Source organism: Saccharothrix longispora, assembly GCF_030852425.1.
GTDB lineage: Bacteria > Actinomycetota > Actinomycetes > Mycobacteriales > Pseudonocardiaceae > Actinosynnema > Actinosynnema longispora.
This window is the reverse complement of record NZ_NSDM01000013.1, coordinates 236,311-256,180: the sequence shown is the minus strand read 5'-3', so window position 1 is coordinate 256,180 and position 19,870 is coordinate 236,311. Positions and strand designations below refer to the sequence as shown.

The 19,870-nt window shown below is 73.4% G+C and carries 21 protein-coding genes and 1 riboswitch; of the genes, 13 read left to right on the top strand and 8 right to left on the bottom strand.

Annotated features, from left to right (window positions below):
- The first annotated feature begins 33 nt into the window (after positions 1-33).
- Complete coding sequence (locus CKY47_RS28320; protein ID WP_306749357.1) at positions 34-786, top strand: ATP-binding protein; 753 nt, start codon at positions 34-36, stop codon at positions 784-786.
- A gap of 26 nt (positions 787-812) precedes the next feature.
- Here the strand turns inward: CKY47_RS28320 and CKY47_RS28315 are convergent, their stop codons facing one another.
- Entirely contained in the window at positions 813-1,232 is a 420-nt protein-coding gene (locus CKY47_RS28315) for an STAS domain-containing protein (RefSeq protein WP_306749356.1), read from the bottom strand.
- A gap of 421 nt (positions 1,233-1,653) precedes the next feature.
- Here CKY47_RS28315 and CKY47_RS28310 point away from each other — a divergent pair, with 421 nt between their 5' ends.
- The 8 genes from CKY47_RS28310 (at position 1,654) to gcvP (ending at position 9,506) form a co-directional block, all read left to right on the top strand.
- A complete protein-coding gene (locus tag CKY47_RS28310) occupies positions 1,654-1,893 on the top strand; it encodes a hypothetical protein (protein ID WP_306749355.1) in 240 nt (79 codons plus the stop codon).
- Between the two features lie 90 nt (positions 1,894-1,983).
- Complete coding sequence (locus CKY47_RS28305) at positions 1,984-2,571, top strand: cardiolipin synthase ClsA (protein ID WP_306749354.1); 588 nt, start codon at positions 1,984-1,986, stop codon at positions 2,569-2,571.
- A 39-nt stretch (positions 2,572-2,610) separates the two neighbouring features.
- Entirely contained in the window at positions 2,611-3,012 is a 402-nt protein-coding gene (gene gcvH, locus CKY47_RS28300; RefSeq protein ID WP_306749353.1) for a glycine cleavage system protein GcvH, read from the top strand.
- Positions 3,013-3,125: 113 nt separating this feature from the next.
- Complete coding sequence (gene garA, locus CKY47_RS28295; protein WP_033427969.1) at positions 3,126-3,587, top strand: glycogen accumulation regulator GarA; 462 nt, start codon at positions 3,126-3,128, stop codon at positions 3,585-3,587.
- Between the two features lie 13 nt (positions 3,588-3,600).
- The gene (ftsR, locus tag CKY47_RS28290; RefSeq protein ID WP_306749352.1) at positions 3,601-4,239 is read left to right on the top strand and encodes a transcriptional regulator FtsR; all 639 of its coding nucleotides are present in this window, start codon (positions 3,601-3,603) and stop codon (positions 4,237-4,239) included.
- Positions 4,240-4,381: 142 nt separating this feature from the next.
- Complete coding sequence (locus CKY47_RS28285; protein WP_184667478.1) at positions 4,382-4,855, top strand: bifunctional nuclease family protein; 474 nt, start codon at positions 4,382-4,384, stop codon at positions 4,853-4,855.
- Between the two features lie 763 nt (positions 4,856-5,618).
- A complete protein-coding gene (locus tag CKY47_RS28280) occupies positions 5,619-6,185 on the top strand; it encodes a MerR family transcriptional regulator (RefSeq protein WP_306749351.1) in 567 nt (188 codons plus the stop codon).
- Between the two features lie 188 nt (positions 6,186-6,373).
- Positions 6,374-6,464: riboswitch (glycine riboswitch) on the top strand.
- A gap of 153 nt (positions 6,465-6,617) precedes the next feature.
- Complete coding sequence (gcvP, locus tag CKY47_RS28275) at positions 6,618-9,506, top strand: aminomethyl-transferring glycine dehydrogenase (RefSeq protein WP_306749350.1); 2,889 nt, start codon at positions 6,618-6,620, stop codon at positions 9,504-9,506.
- Between the two features lie 199 nt (positions 9,507-9,705).
- On the opposite strand, the gene CKY47_RS28270 is transcribed toward gcvP, so the two are convergent.
- The gene (locus tag CKY47_RS28270) at positions 9,706-10,119 is read right to left on the bottom strand and encodes a DUF3224 domain-containing protein (protein ID WP_306749349.1); all 414 of its coding nucleotides are present in this window, start codon (positions 10,117-10,119) and stop codon (positions 9,706-9,708) included.
- A 43-nt stretch (positions 10,120-10,162) separates the two neighbouring features.
- Between CKY47_RS28270 and CKY47_RS37260 the strand changes: the two genes are divergently transcribed.
- Complete coding sequence (locus tag CKY47_RS37260; RefSeq protein ID WP_371320743.1) at positions 10,163-10,327, top strand: HTH domain-containing protein; 165 nt, start codon at positions 10,163-10,165, stop codon at positions 10,325-10,327.
- A 456-nt stretch (positions 10,328-10,783) separates the two neighbouring features.
- Complete coding sequence (locus tag CKY47_RS37255; RefSeq protein WP_371320742.1) at positions 10,784-11,050, top strand: WYL domain-containing protein; 267 nt, start codon at positions 10,784-10,786, stop codon at positions 11,048-11,050.
- Positions 11,051-11,209: 159 nt separating this feature from the next.
- On the opposite strand, the gene CKY47_RS28260 is transcribed toward CKY47_RS37255, so the two are convergent.
- The 3 genes from CKY47_RS28260 to CKY47_RS28250 all read right to left on the bottom strand — a co-directional run bounded on the left by CKY47_RS28260 (position 11,210) and on the right by CKY47_RS28250 (position 14,885).
- The gene (locus tag CKY47_RS28260) at positions 11,210-12,991 is read right to left on the bottom strand and encodes a substrate-binding domain-containing protein (RefSeq protein ID WP_306749348.1); all 1,782 of its coding nucleotides are present in this window, start codon (positions 12,989-12,991) and stop codon (positions 11,210-11,212) included.
- Between the two features lie 94 nt (positions 12,992-13,085).
- Entirely contained in the window at positions 13,086-13,970 is an 885-nt protein-coding gene (locus CKY47_RS28255) for a 3-methyladenine DNA glycosylase (RefSeq protein ID WP_306749347.1), read from the bottom strand.
- Positions 13,971-13,991: 21 nt separating this feature from the next.
- Entirely contained in the window at positions 13,992-14,885 is an 894-nt protein-coding gene (locus CKY47_RS28250) for an ArsR/SmtB family transcription factor (protein WP_306749346.1), read from the bottom strand.
- 58 nt (positions 14,886-14,943) lie between these two features.
- On the opposite strand from CKY47_RS28250, the gene CKY47_RS28245 reads away from it, so the two are divergent.
- Positions 14,944-16,167 (top strand): MFS transporter, encoded by a 1,224-nt coding sequence (locus CKY47_RS28245; protein WP_306749345.1) that lies wholly within the window; start codon positions 14,944-14,946, stop codon positions 16,165-16,167.
- 7 nt (positions 16,168-16,174) lie between these two features.
- On the opposite strand, the gene CKY47_RS28240 is transcribed toward CKY47_RS28245, so the two are convergent.
- Positions 16,175-16,441: a hypothetical protein gene (locus CKY47_RS28240; RefSeq protein ID WP_306749344.1), complete on the bottom strand. Its 267-nt coding sequence runs from the start codon at positions 16,439-16,441 to the stop codon at positions 16,175-16,177.
- A 161-nt stretch (positions 16,442-16,602) separates the two neighbouring features.
- Between CKY47_RS28240 and CKY47_RS28235 the strand changes: the two genes are divergently transcribed.
- The gene (locus CKY47_RS28235) at positions 16,603-17,346 is read left to right on the top strand and encodes an LmbU family transcriptional regulator (protein ID WP_306749343.1); all 744 of its coding nucleotides are present in this window, start codon (positions 16,603-16,605) and stop codon (positions 17,344-17,346) included.
- A 53-nt stretch (positions 17,347-17,399) separates the two neighbouring features.
- On the opposite strand, the gene CKY47_RS28230 is transcribed toward CKY47_RS28235, so the two are convergent.
- Both CKY47_RS28230 and CKY47_RS28225 read right to left on the bottom strand, forming a co-directional pair.
- The gene (locus CKY47_RS28230) at positions 17,400-18,434 is read right to left on the bottom strand and encodes a hemolysin family protein (protein WP_306749342.1); all 1,035 of its coding nucleotides are present in this window, start codon (positions 18,432-18,434) and stop codon (positions 17,400-17,402) included.
- Positions 18,431-19,861 carry a hemolysin family protein gene (locus CKY47_RS28225; protein ID WP_306749341.1) on the bottom strand — a complete coding sequence of 477 codons (1,431 nt, stop codon included), beginning with the start codon at positions 19,859-19,861 and terminating at the stop codon, positions 18,431-18,433. Before CKY47_RS28225 ends, CKY47_RS28230 begins: the two co-directional genes overlap by 4 nt.
- Between the last annotated feature and the right edge of the window lie 9 nt (positions 19,862-19,870).

Sequence of the window (19,870 nt, the reverse complement as noted above, 5' to 3'; positions counted from 1 at the left end):
AGGGAAGACTGACAGGTGCGACGGGGAGGGCCCTTGACCGATCAACTCGCGGACCACCACTGGGGAGTGGAGTTCCCGGCACAGCCGGCTCAGCTCGCGGCGGTCCGTGCACGACTCGACAGCTGGCTGGCGACCTCCGGGCTCACCGAGGACGACCGCTACGACCTGCTCATCGCGGTGAACGAGGCCGCCAGCAACGCCGTGGAGCACGCCTACCCGCCCGGTGAGGACGGGGTGGTGCACATCGAGGCCGACAGCCGGCCCGACGGCGGCGTGCGCGTCGTGGTGGCGGACTACGGCACGTGGCGCGTGCCACCCGCCGCCCTGACCACGCGCGGGCGTGGGCTGCTGCTCATGCACGAGAACGTCGACGACGTGCTGATCGACCGCCAACCGACCGGCACCACCGTGACCCTGCGCATGACACCCGGCCGCACCGCGCGCGGGACCTACACGTCGGCGCCCCGCGAACCGGTGGTGGTCACCGAGCGCGAGGGCTGGGTGGAGGTCGTCGTGCGGGGCGACGTGCCCGCCCAGTTCGCGCCGGCCGTGCGCAGGCGCATCCTCGCCGCCGCGCGGGGCGGCAGCGTGCCCGTCGTGGTCGACCTGCGCGCGCTCGGCTCGCGCGCCGAGGGCCTGATCCGCAGCCTGCGCCCGGTCGCCGAGGCCGCCGCGGCGGCGGGCAACCGGGTCGTCGTGCGCGCGCCCGAAGACGGCCACGCCCGCCGCGCTCTCGTCGCGGCGGGCGTGGACCGGGTCGTGGACGTCGTGCCGCACCACCCCTAGGGCTCCCGGCGCGTCGGTCCTCGGGCTCAACGGGCCTCGTCGGCCCCCAGCGCCTGCTCGACCGACTCGAACACGCTGAACACCTCGCCCAGACCGGTGGCGGCCAGCGGTCGGGTGACGGCGCGCGCGACGGCGACGACGCGGAACGCGGCGTCCCGGCGCTTGCCGTGCTGCGCCGCCTCCACCAGGACCGCCAGCCCGGCGGACCCCAGGAAGCTCACCCCGGACAGGTCGAGCACGAGCGTGGTGCCCGCCGCGAGGTGCCGGAGCACCTCGGCGCGCAACTGCGGTGCGGTGAGCATGTCGATCTCCCCGCTCACCCCGACCACGGTGGCACCCGCGCCCGCCTGCCGGACGGTGAGCCCGACCTGCCCGGCGCGGGGGTTGCTGGACGCGGCGGACTCGGCTCCGGCCGTCGCCACGACGTTCGGGTCCTGAACCGTCACGAGGGTCTCCTCTTCACCTGGACAGCTGATCGGAGCCCGGGAGCGCCCGACGCACAGGGCTGCTGCGCAGCGGGACGCGCGTCCGCCGGCCGGACTCCCCGGCGCGGCTGTGGGCTCAACCGCTGCGGCCACCACCGTACGGAGCCCGTGGGAACACCACAAGCGAGCCCGCAGCGGCTTGTCGGCCCCAGTGTAGTGCGCTTTTCGGTGTGCGGTGGGTGACGGACGGTGAACGGTTCGATTGCGGTCGGGCCGGCTACACCCGGGGGTAAGGGTTCCGCGCAACTCGGCGATCCGAACCGCCCGGTGGGCGAGACAGCACGAGAACGGGTTTCGGGTTCCACGGCGGGGCACCCAGAATCGAGTGACGGGGATAACGCCGCGAGAGCCGTGGACGACAACCCCGGTGGAGGGAATTCACATGAGCACCAGCACGGGGACCGAGACCGAGCCCGCGAAGCCCAGGGCGGCCCGCGCCGGTTCCCACGGCGCCGGACCGCTGCCGACGGCTCCCTGCAGCGTGGTCTGGAGCAAGGGCCACGCCTACGTGCTCGAAGGTTTCCGCGCCCGCTGGGTCGGCGTCGACGACCGGGGCCGCCCGCAGGCGCTCAGCGGTGACGAACTCCAGCGCCGCGGGTGGAGCCGCACCCGCCACCACTGACCGTGATCCGACGGCGACCGCCCGGCACGACCGGGCGGTCGGCCCGCGGTATGACGCCCGCGACCGCCCGGCGGCACTAGAGTCCAGGCCGTGCCGCAAGACCCCGCCGACCGGCTGCTGACCATCCCGAACGCGCTCAGCGTGCTGCGGCTGCTCGGTGTGCCCCTCTTCCTCTACCTCCTGCTGGGTCCGCGGGCCGACGGCTGGGCGGTCGTCGTCCTCGTCGCCGCGGGCCTGTCCGACTGGCTCGACGGCAAGATCGCGCGCTGGCTCGACCAGACCAGCAGGCTCGGCACGCTCCTCGACCCCGCCGCCGACCGCCTCTACATCCTCGCCACGCTCATCGCGTTCGTCGTGCGCGACATCGTGCCGTGGTGGCTCGTCGCGCTCCTGGCGGGCCGCGAGATCCTCGTCGGCGCCTGCCTGCCCGTGCTGCGCGCCCGCGGCTACGGGCCGTTCGACGTCAACTACCTGGGCAAGGCGGCCACGTTCAACCTGCTCTACGCGTTCCCCATGCTGCTGCTCGCCCAGGGCACGTCCACCGCGGCCCGGATCGCCCTGCCGATCGCCTGCGCCTTCATGGCCTGGGGCGCCGCCCTGTACCTCTGGTCCGGCGCCCTGTACGTCTACCAGTTCACCCTCGCGATGCGCCGGCGGCCGGGGGTCGCGCCCGCCTGAACGCGACATGGGAAGATCCGGCACCGAAGATCCACCGTCATGAAGGAGCGCGCCGCGGTGATTCCCGAGGAGCTCAAGTACACCGAGGAACATGAGTGGGTGCTGCGCACCGGTGAGGACACCGTGCGCGTCGGCATCACGGACTACGCCCAGGAGCAACTCGGCGACGTCGTGTTCGTGCAGCTCCCGGAGCTCGGCGAGCAGGTCGGCGCGGGTCAGACCCTCGGCGAGGTCGAGTCGACGAAGAGCGTGTCCGACATCTACGCGCCGCTCGCCGGCGAGGTCGTCGCGCGCAACGACTCCCTGGACCAGCAGCCCGACCTGGTGAACTCCGACCCGTACGGTGAGGGGTGGATGGTGGAGCTCCGGCTGGAGGACCCGGCGGCGGTCGACGACCTGCTCGACGCCGCCGCGTACCAGGAGTTGGCGGCATCGGAGTGACGTCGATCTTCCGGCGGCTCTTCGGTCGGTGGGGGAGCCGCTCCTCGGACACGGGTTCCGGCACGGTAGGTTCTAACGAACTCGACGCTTCCAGCAGCAGGAGGAGAGCTCAGGTGAGCACGAACGACGGGCCAGGCGTCCCGCCCGAGCAGTCCCCGGAGCGGACCTCCGTTTTCCGGGCCGACTTCCTCGCCGAGGTCGAGGGCGCCGAAGCGCCCGCCCAGGAGCCGGCCGTCGCCGGTGTCGACGCGCTGCCCGCCGGGTCCGCCCTGCTGGTGGTCAAGCGCGGTCCGAACGCGGGGTCCAGGTTCCTGCTGGACCGCGACACGACGAGCGCGGGTCGGCACCCCGACAGCGACATCTTCCTCGACGACGTGACGGTGTCCCGCCGGCACGCCGAGTTCCGCCGCGAGGGCGGCGAGTTCGTGGTGATCGACGTGGGCAGCCTCAACGGCACCTACGTCAACCGCGAGCCCGTCGACCAGGCCGTCCTGGCCAACGGCGACGAGGTGCAGATCGGCAAGTTCCGCCTGGTGTTCCTGACCGGTCCGGGCGCCGGGGGCCAGGGGGCCTGACGATGGTGGTCCGGTGACGGCCGGGCGGCCACGCGGGGGGTCGGGCATCGGAGCCGTGCTGGCGCTGCTCCGGGCCGACTTCCCCGACGTCACCATCTCCAAGATCCGCTTCCTGGAAGCGGAGGGGTTGGTCCGCCCGGCGCGCACCGCCTCCGGGTACCGGCAGTTCAGCTCGGCGGACGTCGAGCGGCTGCGGTACGTCCTGACCGCCCAGCGCGACCGCTACCTGCCGTTGCGGGTGATCCGGGAGCAGTTGGACGCCGCCGACGCGAGCTCGCCCGACGGCGGTCCCGGCTGCCCCGCCGGTGGTCCGCCCAGGGTGCACCGGGTCACCCGCGACGAGCTGCTCGCACGCGCCGGCATCAGCCCCGACGTGCTGGCCGACCTGGAGCAGCACGGCCTCGTCACGCCGTCGCCCGGCGGTTCCTACGACCACGACGCGGTGCAGATCGCCTCGACCGTGCGCGCGTTGGCCGACCACGGCCTCGACGTGCGCCGACTGCGCCCGTTCCGGGCCGCCGCGGACGTCGTCGTGACCGCCGCGCGGCAGGGTCGGGTGGACGACGTCACGGCGCTTTCGGTAACGCTGCACACACTCCTGGTGAAGACGGGATTGCGGGACGTCGCAGGTGGACGCGTTTCGCCCAGGTGAACACGTGTCGCATCGTGATGCGCGCGGGTCGGGCGGTTGCGCACGGAGCCCGCTTGGCGGGTAGCGTCGAATCCGTACGTGGGGCATTCTCGTTGGTAGCGGGGACGCCAGGAATTCAGCGCGCTGAGGGAGGCGAGACCCGATGAGCGAGATGCGCGTCGTCGGTGTGCGGGTGGAACTGCCCGCCAACCAGCCGATCCTGCTGCTGCGCGAAACCGAGGGCGAGCGGTACCTGCCGATCTGGATCGGATCGGTCGAGGCCACCGCCATCGCACTGGAGCAGCAGGGTGTCCGGCCCGCCCGGCCGTTGACGCACGACCTGCTCAAGGACGTCATCGGCGCCCTCGGCAGGCAGCTCGAACAAGTCCGGATCACCGACCTGCAAGAGGGCACGTACTTCGCGGAGTTGGTGTTCGACGGCGACGTGCGCGTCTCCGCCCGCCCCAGCGACTCGGTGGCGCTGGCCCTGCGGATCGGCGTGCCGATCCACGCGGAGGAATCCGTGCTCGCCGAGGCGGGCCTGATCATCCCCGACGAGCAGGAGGACGAGGTCGAGAAGTTCCGGGAGTTCCTGGACTCGATCTCGCCGGAGGACTTCCGGGGCGCCGACACCTGAGCCCGGACGACCGCGGGCCGTTCCGGTGGACGCGCAGGTCTTCCCGGACGGTGCTGCGCGGATGGTGGTCCGCCACTCGCGGAACAACAGTTCGGAACGCTTCGCAGGGGTCCCCTCCAGGGGACCCCTGCTTTGATTCTGCCGGTCGCCACCGACACCAGGTGGCCGTCGAGTGGTCGCCTGTGGACAACTGCCGCCGTGGTGTCCCGTGTCGCCCGGAACCCCGGAGCGGACGACCCGGCGCGTGGGGCGACCCGGCATTCGGCGCCCGGCACGAGCGCCGGTCGATCGCCGACCGATCGGCGATCTGTCGTTCGTGGCGGCGCCTGGCCGGCACGCCACCGGGTTCCGCGCTCGTCGTCCCGCGCGCGACCAACCGTCCGCGTTCATCCCACCGGCCGGGCGGGGGACACCTGCGAGGGGGCGGACCGCCGGCTCCGCGCCGGGACGAGTCCCTCGTGAGCGTGTGCGGTGAGTTGTGGATCAACCCTCCGCACCACCCATTGGTGTCACACCATTGGATTACACAACGTCAGCGTTTCTCTGCTAAACGATCACTAAACGTCGCCCGAATGGCTTACGACGGACGGATCTCTCAATCTCAACCTGAGGTTGAGCTGAGACACGCCCCGCGCGTCGCGTTGACCTGCCCCCTAGGCGGTCTTACCGTCGAGCTCAGGTGAATTGCCACGGTGTGATTCGGGCACCGCGGCGGCTTCACGTTGGTCGCCGGTCGTCGTGACCGGACCGAGGGGAGGCAGGCGTGGTCGAGGAAGCGCCCATCCGGGCGGGAACCGGAGAACAGGGTGAACTGTTCCCGGACTCCTCGCTGCCGGACGAACTCGTCGGGTACCGCGGCCCCGCCGCGTGCCAGATCGCGGGAATCACCTACCGCCAGTTGGACTACTGGGCCCGCACGGGCCTGGTGAACCCGACCATAAGGAGTGCGCACGGCTCGGGGAGCCAACGGCTGTACTCGTTCAAGGACATCCTCGTCCTCAAGGTCGTCAAGCGGCTCCTGGACACCGGGGTCTCGCTCCAGAACATCCGGGTCGCCGTCGACCACCTGCGCCGGCGCGGCGTGCAGGACCTGGCCCGCATCACGCTGTTCAGCGACGGCACCACGGTCTACGAGTGCACCTCGCCGGAGGAGGTCGTCGACCTGCTCCAAGGCGGCCAGGGCGTCTTCGGCATCGCGGTCAGCGGCGCCATGCGGGAGATCAGCGGCACGATCCACGAGTTCCCCGCGGAACGCGCCGACGGCGCCGAGATCGTGGAACCGTCCAACGACGAGCTGTCCCGCCGCCGCCGCACCCGCGCCATCGGCTGACAGCCGCCGGGCGAGCCCGCCCGGCATGCCCGTCGCCCGGGTCTCGCGACGCGCGCGAGCACCGTGCGGTGGGCACACGGGTCGTGGTGTGCGGGTACCCACCTCGACGGCGGTCAAACCGGTGAGATCCACGTCGCGCCGGCGATACCGCCCACCCCGCCGCCGGGTACGATTCGCGGGTAGTCGCTTTATCCCGCGCGGGAGAGTCCGAGCCAGTCTCGGCGCCGAAGGAGCAAATCCTCCCCGGAACCTCTCAGGCGCAAGGACCGCGCGGGTGAGACGCCTCTGGAAAGCGGGTCGGGCAACCGACCCCGCCGACGGTGCAAGCCCGGTCGAGAAGACCGGGTGAAGCTCTCAGGCGCCCGGCGCCGGGCAGAAGACAGAGGGGGAGGGCAACGGCCGGAGTGTGCCCGTAGCCCTGGAGGCGCCTTTATGACGCAGGACCGCATCCCCCTCGCCGCTCTCGAGCACGGCACCCCCTTCGCCGACCGGCACGTGGGCCCGCGGCCCGCCGAACTGGCCCGCATCCTGGACGTCATCGGCGTCGGCTCCCTGGAGGAACTGGCGCAGCGCGCCGTGCCCGACTCGATCCGCGAGCACGACCTGGTGCTGGACCTGCCCGCGCCCGCCACCGAGACCGAGGCGCTGGCCGAGCTGCGCGAGCTGGCCTCCCGCAACCGCCCGATGACGCAGATGATCGGCCTCGGCTACTACGGCACCACCACGCCGCCGGTGATCCTGCGCAACGTGCTGGAGAGCCCCGCCTGGTACACCGCGTACACGCCGTACCAGCCCGAGATCTCCCAGGGCCGCCTCGAAGCCCTCCTCAACTTCCAGACGATGGTCGGCGACCTCACCGGCCTGCCGCTGGCCAACGCGTCCATGCTGGACGAGTCCACCGCCGCCGCCGAGGGCATGACGCTCGTGCGCCGCGCCGGCAAGTCGAAGTCGGACAAGTTCGTCGTGGACGCCGACACCCTGCCGCAGACCCTCGCCGTCATCGAGACCCGCGCCGAGCCGCTGGGCATCGAGGTCGTCGTCGCCGACCTGTCGCAGGGCCTGGAAGGTCTCGGCCTGGGCGGCGACTTCTTCGGCGTGCTGCTGTCCTACCCCGGCGCGTCCGGCGCCGTGCGCGACCACGCGGACCTCGTCGAGGAGGTCCACCGGGCCGGCGCGCAGGTCGTCGTCGCCGCAGACCTGCTGGCGCTCACGCTGCTGCGCCCGCCCGGCGAGATCGGCGCGGACGTCGTCGTCGGCACCACCCAGCGCTTCGGCGTGCCCGTCGGGTTCGGCGGACCGCACGCCGGCTACATGGCCGTCCGCCAGGGCCTGGAGCGGCAGCTGCCCGGCCGGCTCGTCGGCGTGTCCGTCGACGCGGACGGCTCGCTCGCCTACCGCCTCGCGCTCCAGACCCGCGAGCAGCACATCCGCCGCGAGAAGGCCACCAGCAACATCTGCACCGCGCAGGTCCTGCTGGCCGTCATGGCCTCCATGTACGCCGTGTACCACGGCCCGGAGGGCCTCAAGGCCATCGCGACCCGCGCCCACCGCATGGCCACGGTGCTCGCCGCCGGCCTGTGCGAAGCGGGCGTCGACGTCGTGCACGGCGACTTCTTCGACACCGTCCGGGCACGCGTCGAGGGCCGGGCCGCCGAGGTCGTCGCCGTCGCCCGCGAACTGGGCGTCAACCTGTGGCAGGTCGACGCGGACGTCGTGTCGATCGCGTGCGACGAGAACACCACCCGCGACCACCTGCACCTGGTGTGGAAGGCGTTCGGCGTGTCCGTCGCCGACGTGGACGGCCTCGACGCCGACACCGCCGACGGCATCCCCGGCGACCTGCGCCGCACCACCGACTACCTGACCCACCCGGTGTTCCACGCGCACCGCTCCGAGACCGCGCTGCTGCGCTACCTGCGGTCGCTGTCGGACAAGGACGTCGCGCTGGACCGCAGCATGATCCCGCTCGGCTCGTGCACGATGAAGCTCAACGCCACGGCCGAGATGGAACCCGTCACCTGGCCCGAGTTCGCCGAGCTGCACCCGTTCGCGCCCGTCGAGGACGCGGCCGGCCTGCTCGCGATCGTCTCCGACCTGGAGCGGTGGCTGGCCGAGGTCACCGGGTACGACGCCGTGTCGCTCCAGCCGAACGCGGGCAGCCAGGGCGAGTTCGCGGGCCTGCTCGCGATCCGCGCCTACCACCGCGCCAACGGCGACGCGCACCGCGACGTGTGCCTCATCCCGTCCAGCGCGCACGGCACCAACGCCGCGTCCGCCGTGATGGCCGGCATGCGCGTGGTCGTCGTGAAGTGCGACGAGCACGGCAACGTGGACCTCGGGCACCTCAGGGAGACGGTCGAGGCGCACCGGTCCGACCTCGCCGCCATCATGATCACGTACCCGTCGACGCACGGCGTGTACGAGGACACCGTGCGCGAGGTGTGCGGGCTCGTGCACGACGCGGGCGGCCAGGTGTACGTCGACGGGGCGAACCTCAACGCGCTGATCGGGCTGGCCCGGTACGGCAAGTTCGGGTCGGACGTGTCGCACCTGAACCTGCACAAGACGTTCTGCATCCCGCACGGCGGCGGCGGCCCCGGCGTCGGCCCGATCGGCGTGCGCGCGCACCTCGCGCCGTTCCTGCCGAACCACCCGCTCCAGCCCGCCGCGGGCCCGGAGACCGGCGTCGGGCCCATCAGCGGCGCGCCGTGGGGCTCGGCGTCCATCCTGCCCATCTCGTGGGCCTACGTGCGGATGATGGGCGGCGACGGCCTGCGCCGCGCGACCCTGACCGCCGTGGCCGCCGCGAACTACGTGGCGCGACGCCTGGACGAGCACTTCCCCGTGCTCTACACCGGGGAGGGCGGCTTCGTCGCCCACGAGTGCATCCTCGACCTGCGGCCCATCACGAAGGCGACCGGCGTCACCGTGGACGACGTGGCCAAGCGCCTCGCCGACTACGGCCTGCACGCGCCGACCATGTCGTTCCCCGTCGCGGGCACGCTGATGGTCGAGCCGACCGAGAGCGAGGACCTGGCCGAGATCGACCGGTTCATCGACGCGATGATCGCCATCAGGCACGAGATCGACCGCGTCGGCTCGGGCGAGTGGCCGGTCGACGACAACCCGCTGCGCAACGCGCCCCACACCGCCGCCTCCATCGCCGCGGAGTGGGACCACCCGTACAGCAGGGAGACCGCCGTGTTCCCCGCGGGCACCGCGGCGCCGAAGATCTGGCCCCCGGTGCGGCGCATCGACGGCGCCAGGGGCGACCGCAACCTGGTCTGCTCCTGCCCGCCGGTCTCCGCCTACGGCGGCTGACCGGGGCCGCGCTCCCCGGGTTCCCCGTCGCGGGCGGGGGGGGATTCCCCGGGCGAGGGGACCGAACCGCCGGTCCCCTCGCCCGCCCCCATACCGGCTGTCCCCCCCTGCCGGCACCTACCGTTCTACACCGGCCGGCGTTGTCCGGTTTCGGGCCGTGCGGACGCACGACAAACGCCGGACAACGGCGTTTGTCCGATCAGTTGATCTCGTAGTCCAGTTCGAAGCGGCCGGCCGAGCCGTGCGGCCACGTGATCCGGCCCGTCCCGGTGAGGCCGGCCAGTTCGCCCTCGGCGTGCACGACGGTGAACGTGCTGGTCGCGACGCCGTCGCGGTACCCGCCGACGTGCTCCAGGACCAGGGTGCCGCGCCGTCCGTCGAGGGTGGCGGTGAGCAGTTCGTGGCCGAGCATCGTGCACGAGGCGTCGTCCGGGTAGGCCATGAGGAAGCGCGTCTCGCCCTCCCCCTCCAGGGCGCCCCGGTAGGTGGCGGTCATCGCGCCCGTCGTCCGCTTCGGACCGGTGACCCCGGAGTGGTCTCGGCCGTCCCAGGTCTGCTCGGTCCAGGACCTGGGCTCGGCGTCGGCGGTCAGGTGGTTGGTCGTGGCACCCACCGTGGCAGTGGTGGCTGACAGGTCCTGTCAGGTACAAGGGGGCGTGCGCGCCAGTCGGTTGCTCCAGCTGTTGATGCTGCTCCAGTCGCGGGGCCGGATGACGGCGCGGGAGCTGGCCGCCGAGCTGGAGGTGTCCGTCCGCACGGTCTACCGGGACGTCGAGGCGCTGGGCTCGTCGACGGGTACCGGACGCGGCTCACCGGGCTGACCGGCGAGGAGGCGGAGTCGCTGTTCCTCGCCGGGCTGCCGGGGCCGGCCGCCGAGCTGGGGCTGGGCGCGGTCGTGGCGGCGACGCAGGCCAAGGTGCTCGCGGCGCTGCCGCCGGAGCTGCGGTCGCGGGCGGGGCGGGTGCGGGAGAGGTTCCACCTGGACGCCCCGGGCGGGTCCGCATCGGGTACGCGCGGTGGGACGGCAGCGCGGGCGAACGGGTCGTCGAACCGCTGGGGCTCGTGCTCAAGGCCGGGCCTCGTGGCCCGCGCCGGGGAACTGCGCACCTACCGGGTCTCGCGGGTGGGGGAGTGCGCACCGCTGGACGAGGTGTTCGAGCGGCCGGCCGGGTTCGACCCCGCCCAGTACTGGGCGGGCTGGTCGGAGCGCTTCGAGGAGCGCGTGCACGCGATGCACGTGGTGGTGCGGATGACACCGCGCGGGCTCCGGCGCGCGGGTGCTGCTGGGCCTCGCCGCGTCGCGCGCCCTGGAGTCCGTCGAGCCGGGCGGCGAGTGGACGACGGTGCGCCTGCCGGCCGAGTCGCCGGAGCACGCGCTGGTCGACCTCCTGAGGCTGGGCGCGGACGTGGAGGTGCTGGAGCCGGCCGACCTGCGCGCCCGCGTGATCGCCACCATCGAGGCCATGGCCGCCACCTACCCCCGCCCCGCGCGAGTCGTACGTCCACCCCGCGCGAGTCGTACGTCCACCCCGCGCGAGTCATAATTCCAGGCCCGATGAACTCCACGTTCGGGACACCAACGCCCCTGTCCGCGCCGATGGCCAGTCGTGGACCTACTACTCACGGGGCGCGAACGTACGACTCGCTGGGTCTGGACTTACGACTCGCGCGGGGTGGACTTTCGACTCGCGGATGGGGGTGGGTCAGGTGGTGGAGAGGAGTTGGGCCAGGGCGGCGTCCACGCCTCGGCCGTCCTCGACGACCGAGAGGGTGCCGCCGGTCGAACGGGCCAGTTCGCCCAGGGGGGCGCGTTCGGGGTCCGGCCCGATGGCGATGACGCTGACCGCCACGTCCTTGCCCTCCTGCTTCAGGGCGGCCAGGCGCTCGGTCAACTCGTCGAACGTCAGACCGCCGTCGTCCACGCCGTCGGTCAGCACCACGATCCGGTTGAGCTTGCCCGCCTCGTGACCGCGCACCCGCTGCTCGTAGAGCGCCAGCAGGCTCGTGTACAGCTGGGTGGCGCTCCGCGGCTCCAACCGGGCCACGCCGTCCAGCAGCGCCTGGCGCTGGGCGGCGACCTGGCCGGTCGGCACCAGCTCGCGGTACGGCTTGTCACCGTCCAGCCCGGCGGAGAACTCCCACAGCCCGAGCGACCCGGACACCGACCGGTTGACCTGACCGGACAGCGCCTGCCGGACCCAGTCCATCCGGCTGCGGCCCTCGCCGCCGGGCTCCTCCATCGACTTCGAGGTGTCCACGAGCACGGTGACGACCTGGCCGTCGTCGGCGGTCGCCCAGGCGGCCGAGATCTGCTGGGTGGTGTTCGCGTCGGCGGGCGCGAGCTGGTCGGTGACGGCCGCCCACCGCACGCCCGGCGACGGCTTGGGCCGCTCGGTGGTGGCCCCCACCCGCAGTCCCGCGCGCGCCAGGATGCCCTGCGGGGCGTCCTCCTGGAGGAACTCGCGGAACGCCTGCGCCGCGCGCGCCTGCGCCTCGCCGACCCAGTCGCCCGCCAGCGGCACGAACGGGAAGTCCGCCACCGGTGTCGGACCGCCCGCGGCCACCCCGTACAGGGGCTTCAACGGCGCCGCGCCGCTGTCCTTGCCGGTGTTGTGCCGGTACAGGTCCACCTCGAAGACGGGCACCGCGCTGTAGCCGACCGCGTTCACGGCCTGCTCGTCGGCCAGCAGGTTCAACGCCTCCCACGTGCCCGCGGGCGTCTCGGCGGGCGTGGACGAGGCGAGCCGGCTCATCGTCGACTTCACCGGGTCGAGCGCCAGCATGTCCGCGGTGACCGGGCCCTTGCCGTCCGGGCTCGCGCCCGCCAGCGCCGACTGCACCGCCATCGCCGTGGCCGCGTTGGTCGCCGGGTCGGGCATGGCGACGCTGAACCGGCCCCACTCGGGCTTGCCGAACCGGCCCCAGCCGTCGGCGGCGCCGGTCAGGTCGGGCAGGTCGGTCCACCGGAACGCGGAACCGGACTGGAGCGCCTGCGCGGCGTCCTCGCGCAGCGCCAGCAGCACGGGGCTCGTCGCGATCGACTCGGGCGCGGCGCCCAGCAGCACGGCGTTCTGCGCGCTCAACCGGTTGGCCCACAACGTCGAGTCGGTGACCCACGCGTGCGGGCGCTCGCCGATGTCCGCCGTGTCCCACCCCTGGGTGAGGCCCGCGAGGACGACCTCGGAGTCGATCGACTGGACCTCGGTGCGGATGCAGTGGTCGTAGACGACGGGGCGCTGGGCGCTCCACGCCTCGGCGACCTGCTTGATCGCCTCGGCGACGCTCGGGGTGGCGGCGACCCGCAGCAGTGCCTCGCCCTCGTTGCAGTCACCCGCCTGGGCCGCGGCACGACGTTCCACGATGCCCCCGACCCAGCTGTAGCCGAGCCAGCCGAGCACCAGGAGGGCCACCAGGCCGACGATCAGGACCGGCCACTTGGCTATGCCGCGGCGCACCTTGGTCCGCAGCGCGCGGTGTCGAGACATCGTCTTCCCTCTCAGCATCCGACCACAGCTGGCGAATCCCGACCGGCGTCACGCTAACAGGCGACATCTTCGGCGCGGGTGAAGTGACGTTCCGTCATCTGCCGGTGACGTGCCCGGCCGTCAGCACGCCGGTCAGCCCGATCAGCGCCGCCCTGAGCGGCGCCGACTCCTCGGCGAACGCGGCCTGCCGGCGCACGTACTCGGCGCGGCCCTCGGCCGTCTCGACCGCCACCGGCTCGTACCCCAGCGCGGACAGGTCGTACGGGCTGGCCCGCATGTCCAGCTCGCGCACCCGCGCGGCCAGCTCGAAGCAGTCCGCCACCAGCTCCGACGGGGTCGCCGGGTCGAGCTTGTAGGCCCACTTGAACAGGTCCATGTTGGCGTGCAGGCAGCCCGGCTGCTCCAGCTCCACCTGCGTCTCGCGGGTCGGCTGGAGGGTGTTGCGGGGCCGCGCGTCGGGGGTGAAGAAGCGGAACGCGTCGAAGTGGCCGCACTGCACGCGCTGGGACTCCACGACCCGGTCGGTGCCCGTGCCGCCCAGGCGCAGCGGCCACGCGTTGTGCCGCACGTCCTCGGGCCGCTGCCGGTACACCATCGCCCACTCGTGCAAGCCGAAGCAGCCCAGCCGGGGCGCGCGGGACGCCGTCGCGGTCAGCAGCCGGCGCGCGAAGGCGATCGTGGACGCCCGCTCCCGCGCGAACGCCGCCACGTCCAGCTCCACGCCGTCACCGGTCTCCCGGTACGCGGGCCACCGCAGGTAGGCGCGCGCCGCGTCGCCCGCCAGGACCACGCCGGGACCGGGGTGCCAGCGCTCCAGCCGCGACGGGCGGTGCGAGTAGTAGGAGAAGAGGAAGTCGAGCACGGGGTGCTTGCGGCCCTCGGCCCGGCGCTCGTGGTGCGGCACCGTCCAGCGCCGGACCCGTTCCGCGTGCGCGTCGCGGCGCGCGGTCCACTCGGCCTCGGACAGGACTTCCCCCACCCCACCAGGGTACTGGCCGGGTCAGGGCGCCTGGCTCTGGACCAGCGCCAGCCCGAGGCCGGTGCGCAGCGACACCACCTCGCGGCCCTCGCGGCGGCTCACCGCCAGGCCCGCCGCCCGCAGCACGCCCAGGTGCTGCGACACCGCGCCCACCGTCACGCCCAGCCGGGTCGCCAGCTCGGTGACCGTCCGGGGGCTCTCCAGCTCGCACAGCAGCCGCGCCCGGGTGCCGCCGAGCAGCCTGGCCAGCGCGTCGCGCGCCGGGGCCGCCCGCTCCCACAGGGAGCCGAAGCCGTGCGCCGGGTAGCACAGCGCGAACCGCACCGGGCTGTCGCGCAGGTAGGGGCGCGGCCAGGTGAACGCCGACGGCACCAGCACCAGGTCGCGCTCGTCGAGCGTCACCGACCGGCCGTTGACCGTGAGCACCGGGTTGCGGAACGACACGTCCGGGTGAAGTTCGGCCAGCACGGTCGGGCCGCCGGCCTCCACCAGCCGCCTGCCGCGCCGTTCCACGTCGCCCTGGAGCACCCCCTCCAGCCTCGGCCACACCGGCGCGATGATCGCGTCGTGCACGTCCCGGAGCCGGCGCTGCACGGCGGGCAGCGCGTCCGGTTCGAGCACCCTCGGGTCGTCGGCCACGGCCGCCGCGATCCGCTCGGGGCTCGCCTTGGCGAGCGCGTCGACCTCCACGTCGATGCCCACCGAGCGCACGCCCGGCGTGGGGATCAGGAACTCCGGCACGACCGGCCGGGTCACCAGGACGTGCAGCAGCGAGGTGTCCCCGCCGAGCCGTTCGAGCTGCTCCGCGGCCCAGGTCGACCAGCGCTGGTGCACCGGGAACGCGCCGGGCGCGGCCAGCACGCGCAGCGCGGCGATCGTCTCCCACAGCGGCGAGACGGCGAAGCGGAGGGCCATGGGTTCACTCCACGCTAAAACGTCGGTTCGCGCCAGTGCCCGTTGGCAAGGTGTGGCCATGAGCAGGGGGTGGCGGCGGTTGCAGGCCGCGGCGGTGTCCGGGTCGGTGGCCGAGGGGCTGATGCTGACGGCGTTGCCGCTCGTCGCGGTGACCATCACGACCGACCCGCGCGAGGTGTCGCTCGTCAACGTCGTGGGCCAGTCGCCGTGGCTGCTGCTCTCGCTGTTCGCCGGGGTGCTGATCGACCGGGTGCGGCGCAGCTCCGTGCTCGTGGCGGCGTACGCGGTGCAGGCGTGCGCGGCGCTCGTGCTCGCGGTGGCGGGCGCGTCGGGGTGGCTGAGCCTGCCGCTGCTGCTGGTGGTGGCGTTCGTGGTGACCTCGGCGCAGGTGCTCGGCGACGGCGCGTCCGGCGCGCTCGTGCCCGAGGTGGTGCCCGGCCACCGGTTGGCGGCGGCCAACACCCGGCTGATGCTCATCGACCGGGGCGTGGTGCAGTTCGTCGTGCCGCCCGCGGCCGGCGTGCTCGTCGGGGTGGCGCTGGGCGCGCCCGCGTGGGTCGCCGTCGTGGCCGCGGTCGTGGCCGCGGTGGTGGTGCGCGGGCTGAGGTCGACGCCGGCGACGCCGTCCGAGCACCACCCGGTGCGGGACATCGCGGAAGGGCTGCGCTACCTGGTCCGGACGCGGCTGCTGCTGTCGATCACGGTGGCCGTGGCGCTCGGGTCGTTCGCGTCGAGCGCGGCGATGTCGATGTTCGTGCTGTACGCCTACGAGGTGCTGCACGTCGGCGCGGTCGGGTACGGCGTGCTGCTGACGTGCATGGCCGTCGGCTGGGTGGCGTCGTCGTTCGTCGTGAGCCGGGTGGTGGACCGGCTCGGCTACGCGTGGTCGATGCGGCTCGCCCAGGTCGGCATGGTGGTGACGATGGCGCTGATCGCCGTGCTGCCGCCGTGGGCGTGGGCGATCGGCGTGGTCGTGTTCGCGGAGTCGGCGATCGTGATGGTGTGGAACGTGTGCTCCCAGTCGAGCCGGCAGCGCTTCACCCCGCCCGGCCTGCTGGGGAGGGTGCTGACCAGCCACCGGGCGCTGGCGTGGGGCCTGACCCCGCTCGGCGCGCTGACCGGGGGCCTGGTGGCGGCGGGCCTCGGGCAGCGCGCGGTGTGGCTGGTGGGGGCGGTCGTGCAGGTCGGCGCCCTGGTGACGGCGTGGATCGGCCTCTCGCCGCGCGCGTTCCGGGAGGCGGAGCTGGCGGCGGAGGGGCGCCGGGCCGCGGCCGTCGGCTGACCGCCGGTCAGACCGGCGGGACCAGGCCCGGGAACTTGCGCGCGCCGTTGCAGTGGGGGCACTCGCGGCCGTTGTCGACGGTGCGCGGGGTGCCGCTGATGACCGCCGCCGTCGGGTTGGCGATGAAGCCCGCGCCGCCGCAGAGGTGGCAGATGGTGCGTGCGTCCGACGTCACGCCGAACAGGTCGTCCTCGTTCTCGACGTCCTCCTCGTCGTCGAACTCGTCCGGCTCCTCCGGCTCGAAGTCGTCCTCTTCCCCGTCATGCGCGTCCACGCCACCCACCGTAGTGGGGTGGGACCCGGCGCACCGGTCCCACCCCGCCGACCGCGGGCGGTCCGCGGCCCGTCGGTGTGAGCGGAAGTTGACCGGTGTGTGAGGACCCCTGCGGTAGGCATGGGGTCCGAGCGGATCAGGGGGGACGAGAAGTGGACAGGGTGAGCGCAGCACCGCAGCACAGGCGGCCGGCGGGTCCGGTCGAGGGACGCATCCTCACCACGCCGGTGGGGCTCGCGTTTCCGCGGGACGTCACGTTCGAGTCGTGGGAGCAGGCAGGTCAGCGGATCTCCCGCATCGCCAGTTCGTCCGCGTGGTACCTGGGGGACTGGCTCGTCTTCGGCCAGGACAAGTACACCGGCCGGTACCGCAGGGCGGTCGAGGCGGTCGGGCTCGACTACCAGACGCTGCGCAACTACGCGTGGATCGCGCGCAAGTTCGCCCCGGCGCGGCGGAGGCCCGGCCTGCCGTTCCAGCACCACGCCGAGGTGGCGGCGCTGCCGGCCGAGGAGCAGGACCGCTGGCTGGACCGGGCGGAGCGGGAGCGGTGGTCGCGCACGGCGCTGCGCCGGGCGCTGCGGGAGTCGCGCGACCCGGACGGCAGGTCCTACCGGGCGCTGATGCCGCGCGTGACGGCGACCGGCGACGCGGTGGACCGCTGGCGGCGGGCGGCGCTGGCCGCGAACGCCGAGTTCGAGGCGTGGATCGTGGCCGCGCTGGACCGCGCCGCCGCCCGGGACCTGGAGTTGACCAGCGTCCCGGACCTGGCCGGCGACCCCGAGGGGGCGGATCGGGAAGGGGACGGGACCGGGGAGCCCGGTCCCGTGGGGCCCGGTCCGGTGGGGCCCGGTCCGGTGGGGGTCGGGCGGGTGCGGGAGCTGCCGGCGGTGCGGCCGGCGTCGTGACGCGCTGACCGCGGGGGCGGGCGCGGGGAATTCCGCGTCCGCCCCCGCGACGATCACAGCTCGCGCCGCACGTGCGTGCCGTCGCGGACCGTGCCGACGTACTCCTCGACCAGGTCCTCCAGCGCCACCACGCCGTGCGCGGCGCCGTCGGCGGACACGGCCTGCGCCAGGTGGCTCTGCGCCCGCCGCAGCACGCCGACCGCCTCGTCCAGCCGGGCGTCCACCGGCACCCGCGGCAGGCCGCGCACGCGACCGGCGGGCACCTGCGTCGCCGGGTCGGCGTCGGACAGGTCCAGCACGTCCTTGACGTGCAGGTACCCGATCAGCCCGCCGTCCGAGGCCACCGGGAACCGGGAGAAGCCGGTGGCCGACACGGCGGCCTCCACCTCGCCGATGGTGGGCCGCGCGGACACCGACGTGACCCGGTCCAGCGGCACCAGCACGTCGGCGACGGTCCGCTCGGTCGACGACAGCGTCTGCGCCAGCCGCCGGTGCTCGGAGTCCTCCAGCAGGCCCTCCTGGCGGGACTGCCCGATCAGCAGGGCCAGCTCGTCCCGCGTGTACGCGGACTCCAGCTCGTCCTTCGGGGTCACGCCGACCAGCTTGAGGATCGCCGTCGACACCACGGTGAACCCGCGCAGCAGCGGCGCCACCAGCCTGCAGAACCAGTAGTGCACGGGCACCAGCAGCAGCGCGGTCCGCTCGGGGCCCGCGATGGCCAGGTTCTTCGGCACCATCTCGCCCAGCACGGTGTGCAGGGCCACCACGATGATCAGCGCCAGCGCGAACGCCACGCCGTGGCGCACCGCGTCGGGCACGCCCAGGCCGTGGAACGGGACCTCCAGCAGCGCCGCCACGGCCGGCTCGCCCAGGGCGCCCAGGCCCAGTGAGCACAGCGTGATGCCGAGCTGCGCGCCCGCGATGAGCAGCGGCAGCTCCCGACCGGCCTTGATGACCGTGCGGGCGCGGCTGCTGCCGCCCTCGGCCAGCGGTTCCAGCCGGTCGCGCCGGGCGGTGATGATGGCGAACTCGGCGCCCACGAAGAACGCGTTGCCCGCGAGCAGGGCGAAGAGGGCGAGGATGCTCACCTCGTCACCCCCGACCGGGCGTGGTCGGACCGGACGGGCACGACGCGCTCGGCCGCGGCCTGGTCGACCGTGGCCTGACCAGGCACGAGGTGCCCGATCCCGGCGTCCTCGGCCGCGACGGGGCCGTCCTTGGTCACCCGCAGCTCGGCGATCCGGTGCCGGTCCATCACCACCACGGTGATGCGCCAGTCGTCCACCCGGATCTCTTCGCCGGCGACCGGGATGCGGCCCAGGCGCGCGAGCACCAGGCCCGCGACGGTCTCGTAGTCGCCCTCCGGCATGCGGAACCCGGTGGCCTCGGCGATCTCGTCGTCGCGCAGCAGCCCGGACACGAGCCAGCTGTCCGCGCCCAGGAACCGCACCGGCGAGGTCTCGCGGCGGTCGTGCTCGTCGCGCACGTCGCCCACGATCTCCTCGACCAGGTCCTCCAGCGTGACCATGCCCGCCGTGCCGCCGTACTCGTCGACGACCAGCGCCGTCTGGAGGCCCGAGGCCCGGAGCCGGTCCAGCAGGGCGTCACCCTCCAGGGTGGCGGGCACCGTCTGCACCGGCCTGGTCAGCGCCGACAGCGGTGTCGTGGCCCGCTGCGCGCGGGGCACCCCGAACACCTGCTTGACGTGCACCATGCCGCGCACCTCGTCCAGGTCGCCGTTGTGCACCGGGAACCGGGAGAACCCGGTCTCGCGGGCCTTGGCGACCAGGTCGAGCACGGTGGCGTCGGCGCGCAGCGACTCCACCCGCACGCGCGGGGTCATCAGCTCCTCCGCGGTGCGGTCGCCGAACCGCAGCGAGCGGTCCAGCAGCGTCGCCGTGCCCTCGTCGATCGTGCCGTGCTCGGCGCTGGAGCGGATCAGCGCGCCCAGCTCCTGCGGCGACCGGGCGGAGGCCAGCTCCTCGGCGGGTTCCACGCCGAGGCGTCTGACCAGCCAGTTCGCCGAACCGTTGAGGGCGGTGATGAGCCAGCGGAACACCGCCGAGAACCCGGCCTGCACGCCCGCGACCGCGCGGGCGGTCTCCAGCGGCTTCGCGATGGCGAGGTTCTTCGGCACCAGCTCGCCGAACACCATCGACAGGGCCGTGGCCAGCGCCAGCGCCAGGACCAGCGCGATCGGCGAGGCCGCCGAGGGCGGCACGCCCACGCCGGTCAGCACCGGCGAGATCAGCTGGGCGATGGCGGGTTCGGCGATGTAACCGGTGATCAGCGTGGTGATGGTGATCGCCAGCTGCGAGCCGGAGAGCTGGAACGACAGCGACCGGTGGGCCTTCTCCACCGTTCTCGCCTTCGCGTCGCCGACGGTGGCGACGTGGGACTCGACGGTGCTGCGCTCCAGGGCGGTCAGGGAGAACTCGGCGGCCACCGCGACGAACGTGCCGATGGTGAGCGCCACCACGGCGACGAGGCCGAGGATGCTGAGCAGGATGGTCATCGGTCACCT